Origin of the sequence: Yinghuangia seranimata, assembly GCF_029953285.1 — a bacterium.
Classification (GTDB): domain Bacteria; phylum Actinomycetota; class Actinomycetes; order Streptomycetales; family Streptomycetaceae; genus Yinghuangia; species Yinghuangia seranimata.
The window spans coordinates 1-17,053 of the sequence record NZ_JASAOI010000077.1 but is presented as its reverse complement, the minus strand read 5'-3'; the positions used below and the strand labels follow the sequence as shown (position 1 = coordinate 17,053).

Sequence of the window (17,053 nt, the reverse complement as noted above, 5' to 3'; positions counted from 1 at the left end):
CCGCGCGGTGGCGGTGGGGCGTGCGTTGGGCGTTGCGTTTGCTGTCGGGCGGATTCCTCGTCCGCGAGGGAACTCCCGGGCGTGGTTGGGGAGTCGCGCCGGTAGGGTCGTCGGTGAACGGCTGACCGGTTGGGGGGACGGGGTGACGCTGGTGTCGAGTAGCGGTGGGGGCCACGGGTCGGGTGGCGGGCACGGCAGTGGTGGCGGGCACGGGTCGGGTGGCGGGCACGGGACGACCGGTGGGCGGGGCATCGGTGGCGGCGGGCATGTCGGGAACTCGTCGGGGGGCGGGGGGTCCTGGTCGTGGGAGGAGTTCCTGCTCTTCATCGTCGTGCTGCTGCTGATCGCGCTTCTCGTGGCTGCGATCCGCGCAAGCCTTCGTCGGCAGGTTTCGGCGCCGGTCGGGCAATCGCGGGCGGGGTACGCCGTGGCTGCCGCTCCGCCTGTGCCGCCTCGGCCCGTGGGGCGGCCCGTACCGCCTCCGCCCGTCGCGCGGCCCGTTCCGCCTCCGCCGGTTCAGCCGCCCGGTGGGCAACTCGCCTCGCCTGGACTGGGCTTCGCCGTGCCGGCGGTGGATAACCCCGCTGCGCCAGCCCTCGGCTTTGTGGTGCCGCCGCCCACGGGCCCCACGCCCGGGGACGGTTCGCCGACCTGCTAGCCGGCCGTACCGTCGAACGCCCGGTCGGATCATCGGACTTAACGGCGCGCCTGTGGATCGCTCAGCGTGTCTGTTCGGTAATCCACCGTAGTCTCTGCCGTGTGTTCATTGGATCTCCTCTCGTCTGCGCAGCCCTCGGGTTCGCCGCGGGACTGGTCCTGCGGCTGCCCGTCGAGCGGTTGGTCGCGGCCGCGCCCGTCCCCGCCCCACCCGCCGCGCTCGTGCGTACCCGTCCGCCGGGAACGCTGAGCCTCGCGGGCCTGACCGCGGCCGTGTTCGCGTCGTTGGCCTGGCGCCTCGGCCCCGGCCTCGACCTGCTGGCCTTCCTGGTCCTCGCGGCGTGCGGTGTGGTCCTCGCGCTCGTCGACCTCCGTACGTTGCGGCTGCCCGACGCGGTCACCGGCGCGATGCTCCTGGCCGGTCTCGCGCTGCTCGGCATGGAGTCGCTCGCCGTCGGCGATCCCACGGCCTATGCCCGGGCCCTCGCCGGCGCGCTGCTGCTGGCCGGGTACCACCTCGCGCTCGCGGTGTTCCGGTGCGGTGCCCTCGGCCTGGGCGACGTGAAGCTGGCCGCCGTGCTCGGCCTGCACCTGTCGTGGCTGGGGTGGGACAACCTGTTCGCGGGCGCGTTCCTGTCCTTCGCCGGCGCGGGCCTCGCCGCCGCCGTCCTGCTGCTCACGCGCCGCGCGCGTCTGGACACCGCTCTGCCGTTCGGGCCCTGGATGCTGCTGGGCGCCCTCGGCGGCGTCCTGTACGGCGACCAGCTGATGTCCGCCTATGCGGGGTGGTGAGCCGACCACGGAAACCAACCAGTGCGCACTGTCATTCTTCTGATTGTGTGTCAGGTTGCTGGCGCGTCAACGCGCCACTCCCGCACCGCCTGTGACACGCCTCCCTGCCCGGCGGTGCCTTTTCGCGTGCGCCCCGAGCGGTAGACCCCGGAAGGACGCACACGCGAATACCCGGTCTCGGCGCCGCACTCGCCGGACTCCTTGCGACCACGCCGCCCGCCGCCGCGGACCCGGGGGCGACGGGCTGCCCGCCGCGCCCACCGCCGCGCAGATCACCGCGCTGGGCATCCCCGACGCCGGTCCGGCGGCGGTTCGCGGCGCCCAGCGCGAGGGCACCGTCACGCTCATCACCGGCGACAAGGTGACCGTCCGTACCGTGCAAGGCCGTTCGACCGTGACGGTGAAGCCCGCGAAGGGGCGCGAACGGATACCCGTCACCGTCGTCACCACGGACGCCGGCATCGCGGTGGTCCCCGCCGACGCCCTGCCGGTGCTGCGATCCGGCAGGATCGACCCGCTGTTCTTCGACGTGACGAGCCTCATCGCGGGGGAGTACGACGACGCCCACACGCCGGACATCCCGAAGCTGTCGAAGCGCCGCCCCGGGCTGTCGGCCGAGGCCGCGACGCCGTGGGGCAGCGTGCGGACCCACCGTCGTCGACGACGTCAGCAACGGCCAGATCAACATGGCGCCGGCCTGGCAGTCCGGCTACACGGGGGCCGGCGTCCGCGTCGCGGTGCTCGACACCGGGTACGACGCCACGCACCCCGACCTGCAGGGCGTCGTCGTGGACGCGAAGAACTTCGTCCCGCTGCCGACGAGCGCCACCGTGGACGAGGAAGGCCACGGCACGCACGTCCTGTCGACGCTGGCCGGTTCCGGGGCCGCGTCCGGCGGCCAGTACAAGGGCGTCGCGCCGGACGCCGACGTCGTCGTGGGCAAGGTGTGCGTCGGCGTGTGGTGCCGGGAGTCGGACACCATCGACGGCAGCCGGTGGGCGATCGAGCCAGCCCATGCGCAAATCGTCACCATGAGCCTGCGCTTCCCGATGTCCCCCGCGAGTCAGCCGATCATCGACATGGTGAACACCTACTCGCTGTGGGGCGCACTGTTCGTCGTCGGTGCAGGCAACAGCGGACCGGGGACCGTCGGCTCGCCCGGCGGAGCGGCGGCCGCGCTGACCGTCGGCGCGACGCAGGGGATGTCCGGCGTGTGGCAGGGCTCGAGCCGCGGTCCGGTGTTCGACCACCTGGTCAAGCCCGAGATCGTCGCCCCGGGCGTCGGCATCGTCGGGGCGCTGGCGGCGAACGTGACGCCCCAGTACCCGGTCGGCACGTACTACCAGCGGCTCACCGGCACGTCGATGGCGACGCCGCAGGTGGCCGGTGCCGCGGCCCTGATCCTGCAGCAGCACCCGACGTGGCCCGGCCTGTACGTGAAGGCCGCGCTGACCGCGAGCGCGACACCGCTCGTCGGAGCGACCGTGTTTGACCAGGGCCTCGGACTGGTCGACGTCGGCGCGGCGACGCAGCAGGCCGTCCTGCCCTGCATCTCCCCGCTGCTCACGCTCCCGGCACCGCACAGCCCGGGGCAGACCGCTGCGAGCACCACCATGGTCGCCAACGGCGGGACCCAGCCGGTGACGCTGACCTTCACCGCGACCGCCGTCACCCTGCAGGGCGCCCCCGCCCCCGCCGGACTCGCGACCGTCTCCGCCGCACCGGTGACCATCCCCGCCGGAGGCGCGACCGGCATCGCCGTCACCGGCCACGCCGACGGCGCCCCGACCGGTGACTACGCCGTGCTCCTGACAGGACGCGACACGTCCGGCACGGTCGTCACCACCGCGCTGGTGAGCCTGAACGTCGAGTAGCCGCCCCCACAGGCCGCGGCGAACCGGGGGACACCCCCCCGGCCCGCCGCGGCCTGCCTCGGTGCGGCCTGTCTCCGTGCGGCTCGTCTGGCACGCAGGCCACAAGCTCGCCCGCCGCCCGTCGCCTGCCGTCCGTCGCCTGCAGTCCGTCGCCTGCAGTCCGCCGTCCGCCGCCCGTCGCCTGCCGTCCGCCGCCGTGCTGCCACGCCTTCCCGCGTGCGCCCACCCGCGCCCGGTCCGATGGCTGGCTCCGCCTGCCGCGTCACCCCGCGCGTGCCCGTCGTCGGCTTGCGGAGGCGGTCTCCCGAGGCCGGGTCTCGGCGGCTCATAGGTCGGGGTCCAGTGCTCGCACGCCTGCCCGGCTGCCCCGCGGCCCGCCTGGCACACATGACAGGCTGGCCTCGCGGCCTCGCGGCCTCGCGGCCTCGCGGCCTCGCGGCCTCCCAGCCCCGCTGCCCCGCTGCCCCGCGTGCGCTCAGTTGTCCGGCCGGGCGGTTCGCCTGCCGCGTTGCCCTGCGCGGGTCCCTCGTCGGCTCGCGGCGGTGGTTTCGCGGGGCCTGGGCTCGGCAGCCGCGTCGGGGTCCAGTACTCGGACGCCTGCGCGGCGTGCGCGTGCGGGCATGAAAGGATCGGGAAAGGTCATCCCCGCCGCCGAAGCGGGGTCCCCGGCGCTCGCCGGGCCGCACTGGAGGAACACCCTTGGGTAACTTGCGCTGGCTGACCGCGGGCGAATCGCACGGGCCCGCCCTCGTCGCGACCCTTGAGGGGCTCCCGGCCGGAGTCCCCGTCACCACGGACGCGGTGGCCGACGCGCTCGCGCGGCGCCGGCTCGGGCACGGGCGCGGCGCGCGCATGAAGTTCGAACGGGACGAGGTGACCTTCCTCGGCGGCGTCCGGCACGGCAGCACGCTCGGCAGCCCGGTCGCGATCATGGTCGGCAACACCGAGTGGCCCAAGTGGGAGACCGTCATGTCGGCCGATCCGGTCGACCCCGACGTGCTCGCCGAGCTGGCCCGCAACGCGCCGCTGACCCGGCCCCGCCCCGGGCACGCCGACCTCGCCGGCATGCAGAAGTACGGCTTCGACGAGGCCCGCCCGATCCTGGAGCGGGCGAGTGCCCGCGAGACCGCCGCGCGGGTCGCGCTCGGCGCGGTGGCGAGCGCCTTCCTGGAGGCCGCGGCCGGCATCCGGATCGTGAGCCACGTCGTCGAGTTCGGTGCCGCGAAGGCGCCCAGCGGCGTCGTCCCGGTCCCCGAGGACACCCCGCGCCTCGACGCCGACCCGGTGCGCTGCCTCGACCCCGAGGCGAGTGCCGCGATGGTCGCCGAGGTCGACGCCGCGCACGAGGCCGGCGACACGCTCGGCGGCGTCGTCGAGGTCCTCGCGTACGGCCTGCCGCCGGGCCTCGGCACCCACGTCCACTGGGACCGCCGGCTGGACGCGCGGCTGGCCGCCGCGCTCATGGGCATCCAGGCGATCAAGGGCGTCGAGCTCGGCGACGGCTTCGAGCTGGCGCGCGTGCGCGGCTCGCAGGCGCACGACGAGATCGTGCTGACGGAGCAGGGCGTGCGCCGCACGACCGGCCGCTCCGGCGGCACCGAGGGCGGCATGTCGACCGGCGAGGTGCTGCGGGTGCGCGCCGCGATGAAGCCCATCGCGACCGTCCCGCGCGCGCTGGCGACGTTCGACGTGCGTACCGGCGAGCCCGCGCAGGCGCACCACCAGCGTTCCGACGTGGCCGCGGTCCCCGCCGCGGGCATCGTCGCGGAGGCGATGGTCGCGCTCGTCCTGGCCGACGCCGTGGTGGAGAAGTTCGGCGGCGACTCGGTGCCCGAGACGCGCCGCAACCTCACCGCCTACCTGGACTCGCTCGCGGTCAAGTAGGCGCCGTCACACCCCGGGAGCCCGGGGACCCGAGGGACACAGCAGGGGAGTTCCCGATGAACGCAGGCACCGGCACCGGTCCACTGGTGGTCCTCGTCGGCCCTCCGGGGGCGGGCAAGACCACCGTCGGGCTGCTGCTCGCCGAGCGGTTCGCGGTCGCCTTCCGCGACACCGACGCCGACATCGAGAAGACCGCGGGCAAGCCGATCCCGGACATCTTCGTCGACGACGGCGAGCCGCACTTCCGCGCGCTGGAGCACCAGGCCGTCGCGGACGCGCTCGTCGGGCACGACGGCGTCCTCGCGCTCGGCGGCGGAGCCGTCATGGACCCCGCCACGCGCGCCCTGCTGGCCGCCCACAAGGTGGCCTTCCTGGACGTTGAACTCGCCGACGCGGTGCGCCGCGTCGGCCTCGACGCCCCCCGCCCGCTGCTGGTCGGCAACCCGCGCGCCCGCTGGCGCGAGCTGATGGCGCAGCGCCGACCGCTGTACGAAGAGGTCGCCACGGTCGTCGTGGCCACCGCCGGACGGACCCCGGAGCAGGTCGCCGACGAGCTCGCGGCGGTCCTCGCCGCGGCCGCCACGGCCGGGCCCGCGTCCGCCCACGACGAACCCGAGGACCAGGAGCGATGAGCGCAACCACCGAGCCCGTCCGCATCACCGTGGGCGGCGACGCCGAACCGTACGACGTGCTGGTCGGCACCGGCCTGCTCGGCGAACTGCCGGGCATGCTCGGCCCCAAGGTGCGGCGTGTCGCGGTCATCCACCCCGAGGCGCTGACCGTCGCGGGCGAGGCGGTGCGCGAGGACCTCGCCGAGCAGGGCTACGAGGCCATCGCGATCCAGGTGCCGAACGCCGAAGAGGCCAAGGACGTCCAGGTCGCGGCCTACTGCTGGTCGGTGCTCGGGCAGACCGGCTTCACCCGCTCGGACGCGATCGTCGGCATCGGCGGCGGAGCCACCACCGACCTCGCGGGCTTCGTCGCGGCGAGCTGGCTGCGCGGCGTGCGCTGGATCGCGATCCCGACCACGCTGCTCGGCATGGTCGACGCGGCGGTCGGCGGCAAGACCGGCATCAACACCGCCGAGGGCAAGAACCTCGTGGGCGCTTTCCACCCGCCGGCCGGCGTGCTCGCCGACCTCGCGACGCTGGAGACGCTCCCGGCCAACGACTACATCAGCGGCCTCGCCGAGGTGGTCAAGGCCGGCTTCATCGCCGACCCGGTCATCCTCGACCTGATCGAGGCCGACCCGGCCGGCGCGCGCACCCCCTCCGGGCCGCACACCGCCGAGCTGATCGAGCGCGCCATCCGGGTCAAGGCCGAGGTCGTCACCGCCGACCTCAAGGAGTCCGGCAGCCGCGAGTTCCTCAACTACGGCCACACCCTCGGGCACGCCATCGAGAAGGCCGAGCGCTACAAGTGGCGGCACGGCGCCGCGGTCAGCGTCGGCATGGTCTACGCCGCCGAACTCGGCCGCCTCGCGGGCCGTTTGGACGACGCCACCGCCGACCGGCACCGGACCATCCTCGAGTCCCTCGGTCTGCCGCTGACCTACCGCGGCGACGCGTGGCCGAAGCTCCTCGACACGATGCGCATCGACAAGAAGTCCCGCGCCGATCGGCTGCGGTTCGTGGTCCTCGACGGCCTCGGCAAGCCGGCCATCCTCGAGGCCCCCGACCCGGCGATGCTGGCGGCCGCGTTCGGAGAGGTGGCCCGCGCGTGACCGCGACGAAGGTCCTCGTCCTCAACGGCCCCAACCTGGGCCGCCTGGGCAGCCGTGAGCCGGACGTGTACGGCGCCACCTCGTACGCGGGCCTGGTCGCCGAGTGCGAGAAGGCCGGCGCCGAGCTCGGCTTCGCCGTCGAGGTCCGTGAGACCAACGACGAGGGCGAGCTGATCCGCTGGATCCACCAGGCCGCCGACGAGAAGACGCCGGTGGTCATCAACCCCGGTGCCTTCACGCACTATTCGTACGGCCTGCGCGACGCGATCGCCCAGCGCACCGCGCCCCTCATCGAGGTGCACATCTCCAACCCGTACGCCCGCGAGCAGTTCCGCCACACGAGCGTCGTCGCCGCGGTCGCCAGCGGCACCATCGCCGGCTTCGGCATCAACTCCTACGTCCTCGCCCTCCGCGCCCTCGCCGACCAGCTCAACGGCTGACGGGCTGACGGGCTGACGGGCTGACGGGCAAGGCAATCGGCCCTCGGGCGGGGTGAACTCCCGCCCGAGGCGCTCCTCTTGGTGCGTCGGACGCTTTACACGTGACGTGTCCGACATGTGTGCACGGATTGACGCGGCCGTACCGGAACCCCTACGTTTCGAACGACATTGCGATGCTGTGGGGAAGCCGGTGGGAATCCGGCGCGGACGCGCCACTGTGATCGGTTCCGTCGCGCCAAGGCACCCTTGGGGCATCGCGGCAGCCGTCAGTCAGACCCTCCACGTCGTACACCACCGAGCGGGCGCGTGCCCCGAAGGAGGAATGACCGTGGCTACGGCTGCTGTTCCCACCCCCACCTCTGCACCGGTTCCGGTCGCCATTCCGGTGCGCGAAGTGCTGCCCTGGGCCGCCTTCATGGGGTTCCTGGCGCTGTTCCTGATCTACTTCGTGGGCGCTGAGCAGGGCGCTTTCGCGATCTTCTCCGGCAACGGCGTGCACGAGTTCGTGCACGACGGACGCCACCTGCTCGCGTTCCCCTGCCACTGAGCGGGCGGGGACCAACGCCATGATGCGCAACCTCCTGGTCCGCGGCATGCTCGTCGGTGTCGTGGCCGGTCTACTGGCCTGGGCGTTCGCCTGGGTGTTCGGTGAGCCCGAGGTCCGCCACGCCATCACCTTCGAAGAGGCCCACTCCGCCCACGACCACAACCCGGCGGCCATGCCGGGCATGGACATGGGCGGGCACGACCACGGCGACGAGTCCGAACCCGTCAGCCGCGGCGTGCAGAGCACGGTGGGCCTCCTCACCGGTGTCGGCGTGTACGGGATCGCGATCGGAGGGCTGTTCGCCCTCGTGTTCGCGCTCGCGTACGGGCGCCTCGGCCCGCTGGGCGCCCGCGCGACGGCGGGCGTGCTGGGGCTCGTCGGCTTCGTCGCCGTCGTGCTCGTCCCCTTCCTGAAGTACCCCGCACAGCCCCCGGCGGTCGGCGATCCCGACACCATCACCGAGCGGACCGTGCAGTACTTCGGGCTCATCGCGGTCAGCATCGTCGCGGCGGTCGCCGCGGCGGTCGTGGCGCGGCGGCTGGTGCCGCGCCTCGGGACGGCCAACGCCATCCTGGCGTCGGTCGGCGGCTACATCGTGGTGATGGCACTCATCGCTCTGGCGCTGCCCTCGCCGGAGACCGTCCCCGAAGGCTTCGACGCGACCGTCCTGTGGCGGTTCCGCATCGCCTCCCTCGGGGTCCAGGCGGTCATCTGGTCAACGTTCGGCCTGTTGTTCGGCGTGGTGGCGGCCAAGGTCGTCGAACGCCCGCGCGACGTCGCACTGGCGGCCTGACCGCCGGGAGACCTCCGGCCTCAGGCGCTTCGGGTGGTGCCCGTTCTCCGCGAACGGGCGCCACCCGCGCGTGTTTCCGGGCCCGCCGCTCAGCGCCTGACCAGCCCCAGCTGCGTCCCGATGACACCGGCCACCGCCGGGTTCGACAGGTACTCGTCGATGTCGTGCGCGCGGTCGCGCGGGTTGTCCACCGACGACTCGCCCGTCAGACCCGACCACGTGCCGCGCAGCGGGCACCCGATCGCGACGCCGTCCGCCGGGGCCCAGCCGTTGAACCACATCGCCACCCGCGCCGGGCAGTGCGGCCCGTGGGTCAGCAGCCGGTCGTAGACGGTGTCCATCCCGAGCGGCGCGCCGACCGTGACCAGCGCCGTGACGTCCGGGCCGACGCCGCCCGCCAGCAGGTCCATCGCGACGACCGTGCCGAGGCTGTGCGCCACCAGCACGATGCCGCCCGACGACGGCACCGTCTCACGCACGCACCCCAGCACCTGGTCGCGCACCCGCCCGTCGTCCAGGTACAGCGCCACGTCCCGGAACGCCGCCGCGATCACGAGCCGGTCCATACCGGAGTGCCGGGCCAGCCAGTCCAGCGGCTTGCGGGTCAGCTTGACCACGTTGCCGAGCCCGAAGCCCTCATCGGCCGCGACGTCGTCGCCCTCGGGCATACCTGCCTCGGCGGCGGCCTGGCGCAGCAGCCGCTGGTACAGCGACCGGGCGGACGCCGAGACCGGCGCGGCCGCCGCCTCCGGGTCCCGCGCCACCGCGTCGAAGCTCGTCGGCAGCGCCTCCTGCGGCCGCAGCGCGCCCGCGAGCCGGTCCCCGTAGTACGGGAAGAACACGTCCGCGGCGTCGATCGGCGGGAACCCCAGCCGCGCGAAGCCCGCGTTGAGCCCGTTGACCCACGACCGCCGCAGGTCCTCGGGCGCGTGCCCCTCCTGACTGCGGCCGTGCAGGAACACCAGCTGCCGCGTCGTGCCGAACGCCTCCGACCGCCCGGTCACACCGGTCAGCACCGGCACCGACTCGGCTGTGCGCGGCCCCGGCACGGTCACCGCCGCCGCGGCGCCCGGCAGCGACTCGGCCGCCGGCATCGCCGCCGCGCCCAGCTCGGTCAGCGCCTCCCGGGACGCCGGCGCCACCGTCGCCGCCAGGTGCCGCATCACCACGCTGATCCGCGCGCCCTCGTTGGCGATCCACGCCACCGCGCCGTCGCCCTGGTCCGCGGTCCACACCCCGCCGTCGACGTTCAGGGTCTGGCCCTTGTCGTCCGTCTTGGGCACGCCGCGGTGGTGCAGGGCCACGACCTCCCACTGGTCGTTGAACACGGGCGAGCCCGAGTTCCCCGGCTCGGTGTCGGTCGTGTAGTGGATGAACTCGTCCAGCCGGACTAAGAGTTCGTTGCCCCGGATGCAGATCTCCTTCAGCCGCCCCGAGGGGTGGCCGACGATGTTCACCGAGTCGCCGATGACGAGCTTGCCCTCCGACCCGTCGAGCCGGTTCCACCCGAACGTGTCGCCGGCGCGCCGGCCGTCGAGCCCGGGCGCGACCGCGACCAGCGCGTAGTCGAGGTTCTCGTCGGCGGCGAAGAACACCGCCGGAGCGAACGTGAAGCGCACGGTCGGCGCCGGCATGCCGTCCATCCCCACGTCCGCGCCGAACTCGACGAACGCGTCGTCGGGCGCCGCCGCGTCCGGGAACACGTGGTGATTGGTCAGCAGCAGCCGTGGGCTGACCAGGAACCCCGTCGCCATCGGCTGCGTGACCCCGCCCGCCGTCGACCAGATGCGGCCCACCGTCGCCGCGGCCCGCACCCCGCGCGGCAGGAACGCCGAGGACTGCAGGTCGTTGGAATCGCCGATGATCCGCTCGTCGGTCCGCAGCCGCTCCGCGTCCGGCGGGATCGCCAGCAGCGCCTCGCCCGGCACCGCCCCCGCCTCGACCAGCCGCCGTGCGCGCCGTGCGAGCCGCTCCGGCTCGTCCGGGAAACGCATGCCCGCCGCGCGCCTGCGCGCGATCTCCTCCCGCTGCGCCTCGGCCGCCCGATGGCGCGCCCCCGCGGCCTCCGTCTGGCGGACCAGCCGCTCGCTCAGCGCCGGATCGGCAACGCCGTTGAAACGGTCGCCGATGTGCATCCGAACCACCCCCCGATGCGTGGATTTCGACCCCTGCGAAAAGCGTAGGACCGGCGAACCGCCCGGGGACCCGGAATGGGCCGACCTCCGGGAAAGTCCCTCGAACGGTGGACGAATCCGGGCATCACGGCCCGCATAAATCGAACAAGCACTCGAATCCGGCGTCGCGCGAAGCCCCGCCGACACACCGGCCCCGCACGCGGTTCCGGCCACACGACTGTGCGAAAGCCAACCCGTTCCCCGCGCCGCGGCGGGCCCGCTCACCCAGCCGCGCCGACCGGCGCCGCGTACCAGGCCGGTCGGCCCCCGCGGGGTTACGCTGAGCGCATGCCCGAGGCCCACGCCGCCCGCCGTGACCGCCTGCGTGCCCGTGTGGCCGCGACCGGCGCCGACGCGGCGCTGATCACCAACCTCGTCAACGTGCGCTACCTGACCGGCTTCACCGGGTCGAACGCCGCGCTGCTGGTGTACGCGGGCGTCGCCGACGGGGCCGAGGGCCGCGCCTCCGCGGTGCTGTCCACCGACGGCCGCTACCTCGCCCAGGCCGCCGATCAGGCGCCCGACATCGAGCTGCTCGACGAGCGCGCCTGCGCCCCCGCCCTGGCCCGGCGGGCCGCGACGGACAAGGCCCGCCGCCTCGCCGTCGAGGAGCACGCCGTCACCGTCGAGCTGTACCGCGCCCTCGGCGAGGCCGCCGACGGCGTCGACCGCGTCGACCTGGGCCGTGCCGTCGAGGAGCTGCGCCGCGTCAAGGACGCCGACGAGCTGGCGACGCTGCGCATCGCGTGTGAGATCGGCGACCAGGCGATCGCCGAGATGATCGAGTCGATCCTGGTCGGCCGCACCGAGCGGCACATCGCGCTGGAGCTGGAGCGGCGGATGGCCGACCACGGCGCGGACCGTCCGGCGTTCCCGACCATCGTGGCGTCCGGCCCGCACTCGGCGATCCCGCACCACAGCCCGGGGGACCGCAGGGTCGAGGACGGCGACTTCCTCAAGATCGACTTCGGTGCCTGCTACCGCGGTTACCACGCCGACATGACCCGCACCTTCGTCATCGGCAACGAGCCGGCGGAGTGGCAGGTCGAGGTGTACGACGTGGTCTTCGCGGCGCAGAAGGCGGGCCGCGAGGCCCTCGCGCCCGGCACCGAGACCGCCACCGTCCACCACGCCGCCAAGGCGGTGATCGACGCCGCCGGCTACGGCGAGTACTTTCCGCACGGGCTCGGACACGGCGTGGGACTGGAGATCCACGAGGACCCGCGCATCGGTCCCGGCTCGGACGGTAAGCTGGACGCTTGCATGCCGGTCACCGTCGAGCCGGGGATCTACCTCCCGGGGCGCGGCGGGGTCCGCATCGAAGACACCCTCGTGGTCCGTCCCCTTGAGGAAGGCGGGCCCGAGCTACTCACCATCACGACCAAGGAGCTGCTCGTCCTGTAGCGCGCCGAGCGCACGCAGGGGCAGGCGGCCGGTCCGAAGCAACGCAGGAGATCCCGCACCCGTGGCCACGACCAACGACCTGAAGAACGGCATGGTGCTCAAGCTCGACGGTGGACAGCTCTGGTCCGTCGTGGAGTTCCAGCACGTCAAGCCGGGCAAGGGCCCCGCCTTCGTCCGCACCAAGCTCAAGAGCGTGATGTCCGGCAAGACTGTCGACAAGACGTTCAACGCGGGCATCAAGATCGAGACGGCCAGCGTCGACCGCCGCGGCATGCAGTTCTCCTACAAGGACGGCGCGGACTTCGTGTTCATGGACACGGAGACCTACGAGCAGCTGCACATCAGCCCGGAGACCGTCGGCGACGCCGCGAACTTCCTCCTCGAGGGCTTCGAGGCGACCGTGGCGATCTACGAGGGCGCGCCGCTGTACGTCGAGCTGCCGGCCTCGGTCGAGCTCCTCATCGAGTACACCGAGCCGGGCGTCCAGGGCGACCGCTCCACCGGCGGCACCAAGCCGGCGAAGCTGGAGACCGGCTACGAGATCGGCGTCCCGCTGTTCATCACCACCGGTGAGAAGGTCAAGGTCGACACCCGTTCCGGTGACTACCTGGGCCGCGTGAACAACTAGTGGCTGGTGCCCGCACCAAGACCCGTCGCCGCGCGCTGCAGATCCTCTTCGAGGCCGACCAGCGCAACGGCGATCCGGTGACCGTGCTCGCGGACTGGGTGGGGCGCTCGCGCACCGACCCGGACATGCCGCCGGTCGCGGAGTACACCATGCAGCTGGTCGAGGGCGTCCAGGCGCACCGCACGCGCATCGACGACCTGATCGCGACCTACGCGGTGGGCTGGACGATGGACCGCATGCCGACCGTCGACCGCAACGTGCTGCGGCTCGGCGTGTACGAGCTGCTGTGGGAGGACGACGTCCCGGACGCCGTCGCCATCGACGAGGCGGTCGAGCTCGCCAAGGAGTTCTCGACCGACGACTCGCCGCAGTTCGTGAACGGTCTGCTGGCCCGTCTGAAGGACCTGAAGCCGACCCTGCTGCGCTAGGCGCACTCCGTCGTCACCGTGACGCCCGCGAAGCCTCCGCTTCGCGGGCGTCGTGGTTTTCCGGGCACCCCGCGATCCCGGTCGAACCTGACGAAACATCAACGAACCGGGCACAGTGCGGTGTTCGTGTGATGAACAGGGCCCGGGCAAATTGGTCTGGTCCACCTGGGAATGCTGGTGGCAGGCCCCGGCAGGGCCTACGTTCATGACCATGGTTTCCGCCGTGGGCCCAGAATCCGTCGACCCGACGGGCCCCGACACCTCGCCGCTTCCCGGAATAGTGCGCATCGGCTACGGGCTCGGCTCGTTCGGCACCGGCATATTCGGCGCCGTACCAGGCCTGTTGCTGCTGTACTACCTGACCGACGTGCTCGGCGTCGCCCCGCTGCTCGCCGGCGTCGTCGTGTTCCTGCCGAAGGCGTGGGACGCCGTCGCCAACCCGTACGCCGGCACGCTGTCCGACCGCACCGAGCACCGCTGGGGCCCGCGCCGGCCGTGGATGCTCGGCGGCGCGCTGACCCTCCCGTTCCTGTTCGCCGCGATGTTCGCGGGACCGCCGCTGGACGGCGAGTGGGCGGCGCTCTACGTCGGCGTGATGTACCTGCTGGCGGCCACCGCGTTCGCCGCCTTCCAGGTGCCGTACATAGCGATGCCGTCCGAGATCACCACGGACCACCACGAGCGCACGCGCATGATGTCGTGGCGGGTCGCGTTCCTGAGCGTCGCGATCATGCTGTCGGGCGGCCTCGCGCCGATCATCGCGGGACACTCCGGCAACGACGACCCCGGGACGATGAACGGCTACCGCGTCATGGGCCTGGTGCTCGGCGCGATGCTGATGGCCGGCATGCTCGCCGCTTTCTTCACCACGGCGCGCGCCACCACGGTCGTGCGGGCGACGGCGGGGGAGAAGTCGATCCTCAAGCAGCTCGCCATCGCAAGGACAAATCGTTCCTTCATGAACCTGCTGGGCATGTACGTCGTCCAGGCGATCGGCGCCGGGGCGATGCTCGCGGGAGTGCAGTACTTCGCCACCTATGTGCTCGACGACTCGTCCGCCACCACATGGCTGTTCGCGGCGCTCGTCCTGCCGTCGATCGTGGCCATGCCCGGCTGGTCGCGCGCCGCGCTGCGGTACGGCAAGCGCAACGCGGCCTTCGCCGCCTCGTGCTGCTTCCTTGTCGCCGCGCTGCTGATGACCTCCGCCGAACACGTCCCGGCGGGTGCCGTCTATGTGTTCACCGGCATCGCGGGCATCGGCTACGCCGGCATGCAGATGCTGCCGATGTCGATGATCGGCGACGCCGTGGCGGTCGACGCCATGATCACCGGCGAACGCCGCGCGGGTGTCTTCACCGGCGTGTGGACCGCCGCCGAGATGCTCGGACTCGCGCTCGGCGCGGGCGTGTTCGCGGCCGTCCTCCAGGTCACGGGTTTCGTCGCGTCGGACGCCGACCACCGCGTCCCGCAGCCCGACTCGGCGCTGACCGGCGTTCTGCTCGGCTTCACGCTGCTGCCGGCCGTACTGCTCGTCGTCAGCATGCCGTTCATCCTGCGCTACGACCTCACCGAGGCCAAGCTCGCCGCCCTCCTGGACCGGCACAAGGCCGCACCCGCCGGGAACGCCGCGGAGCCGGACCCGGAGGAGGCCGACATGCCGTCCCCTTTCGACCTGGAGAACCTCGAGAAGGAGTCCCGGTGACCGACAGCGCCCGTCAGCCCGCGGCCGTCCTCGCCGAACTCGCCGCACTGCGCGCCGCGGACCTGCCGGTGTACGGCGGCCGCACGCTCGCGTACGTGTACGACCCCGGCCTCGGCCCCGAGACCGTCCGGCTCGCCGAGGACGCCTACGCCGCGATGGCCGGCGTCAACGGCCTGGACATGACGGCCTTCCCGAGCGTGGTCGCGCTGGAGAACGAGGTCGTCGGCACCGCGGCGCGGCTGCTCGGCGGCGGTCCGGACACCGTCGGCACGGTCACCTCCGGTGGCACCGAGAGCTGCCTCATGGCGGTCCTCACCGCGCGCGAACACGCCCGCGCCACCCGCGGGGTGACGGCGCCGCAGCTGGTGCTTCCGGTGACGGCGCACGCGGCGTTCCACAAGGCGGCGCACCTGTTCGGCCTGGAGGTCGTCGCGGTACCGGTCGACGGCGAGACCTTCACTCCCGACCCCCGGGCGATGGCGGCGGCGATCACCGACCGGACCGCGCTCGTGGTCGTCTCCGCGCCGTCGTACGCGCACGGCGTCGTAGACCCGGTCGCCGAGGTCGCGGCGGCCGCGGCCGAGCGCGGCGTGCTGTGCCACGTCGACGCGTGCATCGGGGGCTGGCTGCTTCCGTACCTGCGGCGGCTGCCGGAAGTGGGCGCGGAGCTGCCGGCGTTCGACCTCGCCGTCGCCGGCGTCACGTCCCTTTCCGTCGATCTTCACAAATACGCGTACACGCCGAAGGGTGTGTCCGTAGTCTTGTTCCGCGATCACGAAATGCGACGCCACGGCTACTTCGCGTGTGCGTCGTGGCCGGGCTATCCGGTGGTGAACGCGACGCTTCAGGGGACCAAGTCGGCGGGTCCGCTGGCCGCGGCATGGGCGGTGCTGCGGGGGATCGGCGACGAGGGGTACCTGGACCTCGCGCGGCGCGCGCTGCGCACGGCCCGGGAGCTCCGCTCAGGCCTGCCCAAAATAACGGGCCTGAGCGTCCTGGGCGACCCACCCGGATCCCTGCTGGCCGTGGCGAGCACGGACCCGGACCTCGACGTTTTCGTCGTCGCCGACTGCCTGCGCGCGCACGGCTGGTACGTCCAGCCCCAGCCCGGCTTCGGCGGTCTCCCGCGCACGATCCACCTGACCGTCACCGCCGCGGCCGACGGCAAGGCCTCCGACCTCCTCGCCGCCCTCACCGACGCCGCCGACGAGGCCCGCCGCCTCGGCCCCGCGACCGTGGACCCCGCCCTGGCCGAAGCCGCCGCCCTCATCGACCCGACGACCCTCACCCCGACCGACGTCGCCAGCCTCCTCGACCTCGCCGGCCTCACCCCCGACGGCGCCCTCCCGGACCGCATGGCCCCCGTCCTCGCCCTGATGGAAACCATGCCGCCGCCCCTCGCCGAACGCCTCCTCCCCGACGTCATCGGCAGGCTGTTCCACCTGAGGGGCTGATCCGCCGCCGCCACGCCTGCGAAGCCCGCGGCCGCGCGCTCGGCGGACGAGGCGCCGACCGCGCAGCGGATCGCGTTCCGAGTCGGCGACGACGCAGGGACGGTCGGTGCGCGGTTGCGCGAGCCGCCCGCTCGATCAACGGCCTGACACGAGCCGTCTGGCTCGCCCACCTCTTCGAAGGGCCTACGCAGGCGGGCTGCTGGCTAACATCCACGCGTTGGTCACGACCGAGTGACCGCAGCCGGGAGCCGGTGTCGCCCTCTGCGCTCCCTGGTCCCGGCCGCGCGCTGTCGCGCGCGGCGGTGTGGGGTGGCCGCGCGCTGTCGCGCGCGGCGGTGTGGGGTGGCCGCGCGCTGTCGCGCGCGGCGGTGTGGGGTGGCCGCGCGCTGTCGCGCGCGGCGGTGTGGGGTGGCCGCGCGCTGTCGCGCGCGGTGGTGTGGGGTGGCCGCGCGCTGTCGCGCGCGGCGGTGTGGGGTGGCCGCGCGCTGTCGCGCGCGGCGGTGTGGGGTGGCCGCGCGCTGTCGCGCGCGGTGGTGTGGGGTGGCCGCGCGCT

General features: G+C 73.2%; 15 protein-coding genes and 1 riboswitch. Of the genes, 14 read left to right on the top strand and 1 reads right to left on the bottom strand.

Annotation, left to right across the window (positions count from 1 at the left end):
* Positions 1-759: 759 nt before the first annotated feature.
* The 8 genes from QI554_RS38765 to QI554_RS38730 all read left to right on the top strand — a co-directional run bounded on the left by QI554_RS38765 (position 760) and on the right by QI554_RS38730 (position 8,710).
* A complete protein-coding gene (locus QI554_RS38765) occupies positions 760-1,449 on the top strand; it encodes a prepilin peptidase (RefSeq protein ID WP_281477344.1) in 690 nt (229 codons plus the stop codon).
* A gap of 686 nt (positions 1,450-2,135) precedes the next feature.
* Positions 2,136-3,323, top strand: coding sequence for a S8 family serine peptidase (locus tag QI554_RS38760; protein ID WP_281477342.1), 1,188 nt, complete (start codon positions 2,136-2,138; stop codon positions 3,321-3,323).
* Between the two features lie 699 nt (positions 3,324-4,022).
* Positions 4,023-5,207 (top strand): chorismate synthase, encoded by a 1,185-nt coding sequence (aroC, locus tag QI554_RS38755; RefSeq protein ID WP_281477340.1) that lies wholly within the window; start codon positions 4,023-4,025, stop codon positions 5,205-5,207.
* Between the two features lie 56 nt (positions 5,208-5,263).
* Positions 5,264-5,839, top strand: a complete 576-nt coding sequence (locus tag QI554_RS38750; protein WP_281477338.1) for a shikimate kinase — start codon at positions 5,264-5,266, stop codon at positions 5,837-5,839.
* Positions 5,836-6,930 carry a 3-dehydroquinate synthase gene (aroB, locus tag QI554_RS38745; protein ID WP_281477336.1) on the top strand — a complete coding sequence of 365 codons (1,095 nt, stop codon included), beginning with the start codon at positions 5,836-5,838 and terminating at the stop codon, positions 6,928-6,930. Before QI554_RS38750 ends, aroB begins: the two co-directional genes overlap by 4 nt.
* Positions 6,927-7,370 carry a type II 3-dehydroquinate dehydratase gene (aroQ, locus tag QI554_RS38740; RefSeq protein ID WP_281477334.1) on the top strand — a complete coding sequence of 148 codons (444 nt, stop codon included), beginning with the start codon at positions 6,927-6,929 and terminating at the stop codon, positions 7,368-7,370. Before aroB ends, aroQ begins: the two co-directional genes overlap by 4 nt.
* A gap of 141 nt (positions 7,371-7,511) precedes the next feature.
* A riboswitch (cobalamin riboswitch) is annotated at positions 7,512-7,636 on the top strand.
* Positions 7,637-7,692: 56 nt separating this feature from the next.
* Entirely contained in the window at positions 7,693-7,917 is a 225-nt protein-coding gene (locus tag QI554_RS38735; protein ID WP_281477332.1) for a CbtB domain-containing protein, read from the top strand.
* A gap of 19 nt (positions 7,918-7,936) precedes the next feature.
* A complete protein-coding gene (locus QI554_RS38730; RefSeq protein ID WP_281477330.1) occupies positions 7,937-8,710 on the top strand; it encodes a CbtA family protein in 774 nt (257 codons plus the stop codon).
* A gap of 89 nt (positions 8,711-8,799) precedes the next feature.
* Here the strand turns inward: QI554_RS38730 and QI554_RS38725 are convergent, their stop codons facing one another.
* Positions 8,800-10,845, bottom strand: a complete 2,046-nt coding sequence (locus QI554_RS38725) for a trypsin-like serine peptidase (RefSeq protein WP_281477328.1) — start codon at positions 10,843-10,845, stop codon at positions 8,800-8,802.
* A 327-nt stretch (positions 10,846-11,172) separates the two neighbouring features.
* Between QI554_RS38725 and QI554_RS38720 the strand changes: the two genes are divergently transcribed.
* From QI554_RS38720 to QI554_RS38695, 6 genes are all read left to right on the top strand, one after another.
* On the top strand, positions 11,173-12,288 hold the full coding sequence (locus QI554_RS38720; protein ID WP_281477325.1) for an aminopeptidase P family protein: 1,116 nt from the start codon (positions 11,173-11,175) through the stop codon (positions 12,286-12,288).
* Positions 12,289-12,349: 61 nt separating this feature from the next.
* Complete coding sequence (efp, locus tag QI554_RS38715; protein WP_281477324.1) at positions 12,350-12,916, top strand: elongation factor P; 567 nt, start codon at positions 12,350-12,352, stop codon at positions 12,914-12,916.
* On the top strand, positions 12,916-13,344 hold the full coding sequence (nusB, locus tag QI554_RS38710; protein ID WP_281477323.1) for a transcription antitermination factor NusB: 429 nt from the start codon (positions 12,916-12,918) through the stop codon (positions 13,342-13,344). The genes efp and nusB overlap by 1 nt, the downstream gene beginning before the upstream one ends.
* 211 nt (positions 13,345-13,555) lie before the next feature.
* Positions 13,556-15,046, top strand: a complete 1,491-nt coding sequence (locus QI554_RS38705; RefSeq protein ID WP_281477321.1) for an MFS transporter — start codon at positions 13,556-13,558, stop codon at positions 15,044-15,046.
* Entirely contained in the window at positions 15,043-16,500 is a 1,458-nt protein-coding gene (locus QI554_RS38700; RefSeq protein WP_281477319.1) for a pyridoxal phosphate-dependent decarboxylase family protein, read from the top strand. Before QI554_RS38705 ends, QI554_RS38700 begins: the two co-directional genes overlap by 4 nt.
* A 302-nt stretch (positions 16,501-16,802) precedes the next feature.
* On the top strand, positions 16,803-17,053 hold a 251-nt coding region (locus QI554_RS38695), incomplete at its 3' end, for a hypothetical protein (RefSeq protein ID WP_281477317.1).

Coding starts and splice junctions, on each gene's coding strand:
- QI554_RS38760 (WP_281477342.1), top strand. CDS start 2,136: ATGGCGCCGGCCTGGCAGTCCGGCTACACGGGGGCCGGCGTCCGCGTC.
- QI554_RS38750 (WP_281477338.1), top strand. CDS start 5,264: ATGAACGCAGGCACCGGCACCGGTCCACTGGTGGTCCTCGTCGGCCCT.
- aroB (WP_281477336.1), top strand. CDS start 5,836: ATGAGCGCAACCACCGAGCCCGTCCGCATCACCGTGGGCGGCGACGCC.
- QI554_RS38735 (WP_281477332.1), top strand. CDS start 7,693: ATGACCGTGGCTACGGCTGCTGTTCCCACCCCCACCTCTGCACCGGTT.
- QI554_RS38730 (WP_281477330.1), top strand. CDS start 7,937: ATGATGCGCAACCTCCTGGTCCGCGGCATGCTCGTCGGTGTCGTGGCC.
- QI554_RS38725 (WP_281477328.1), bottom strand. CDS start 10,845: ATGCACATCGGCGACCGTTTCAACGGCGTTGCCGATCCGGCGCTGAGC.
- QI554_RS38720 (WP_281477325.1), top strand. CDS start 11,173: ATGCCCGAGGCCCACGCCGCCCGCCGTGACCGCCTGCGTGCCCGTGTG.
- QI554_RS38705 (WP_281477321.1), top strand. CDS start 13,556: ATGGTTTCCGCCGTGGGCCCAGAATCCGTCGACCCGACGGGCCCCGAC.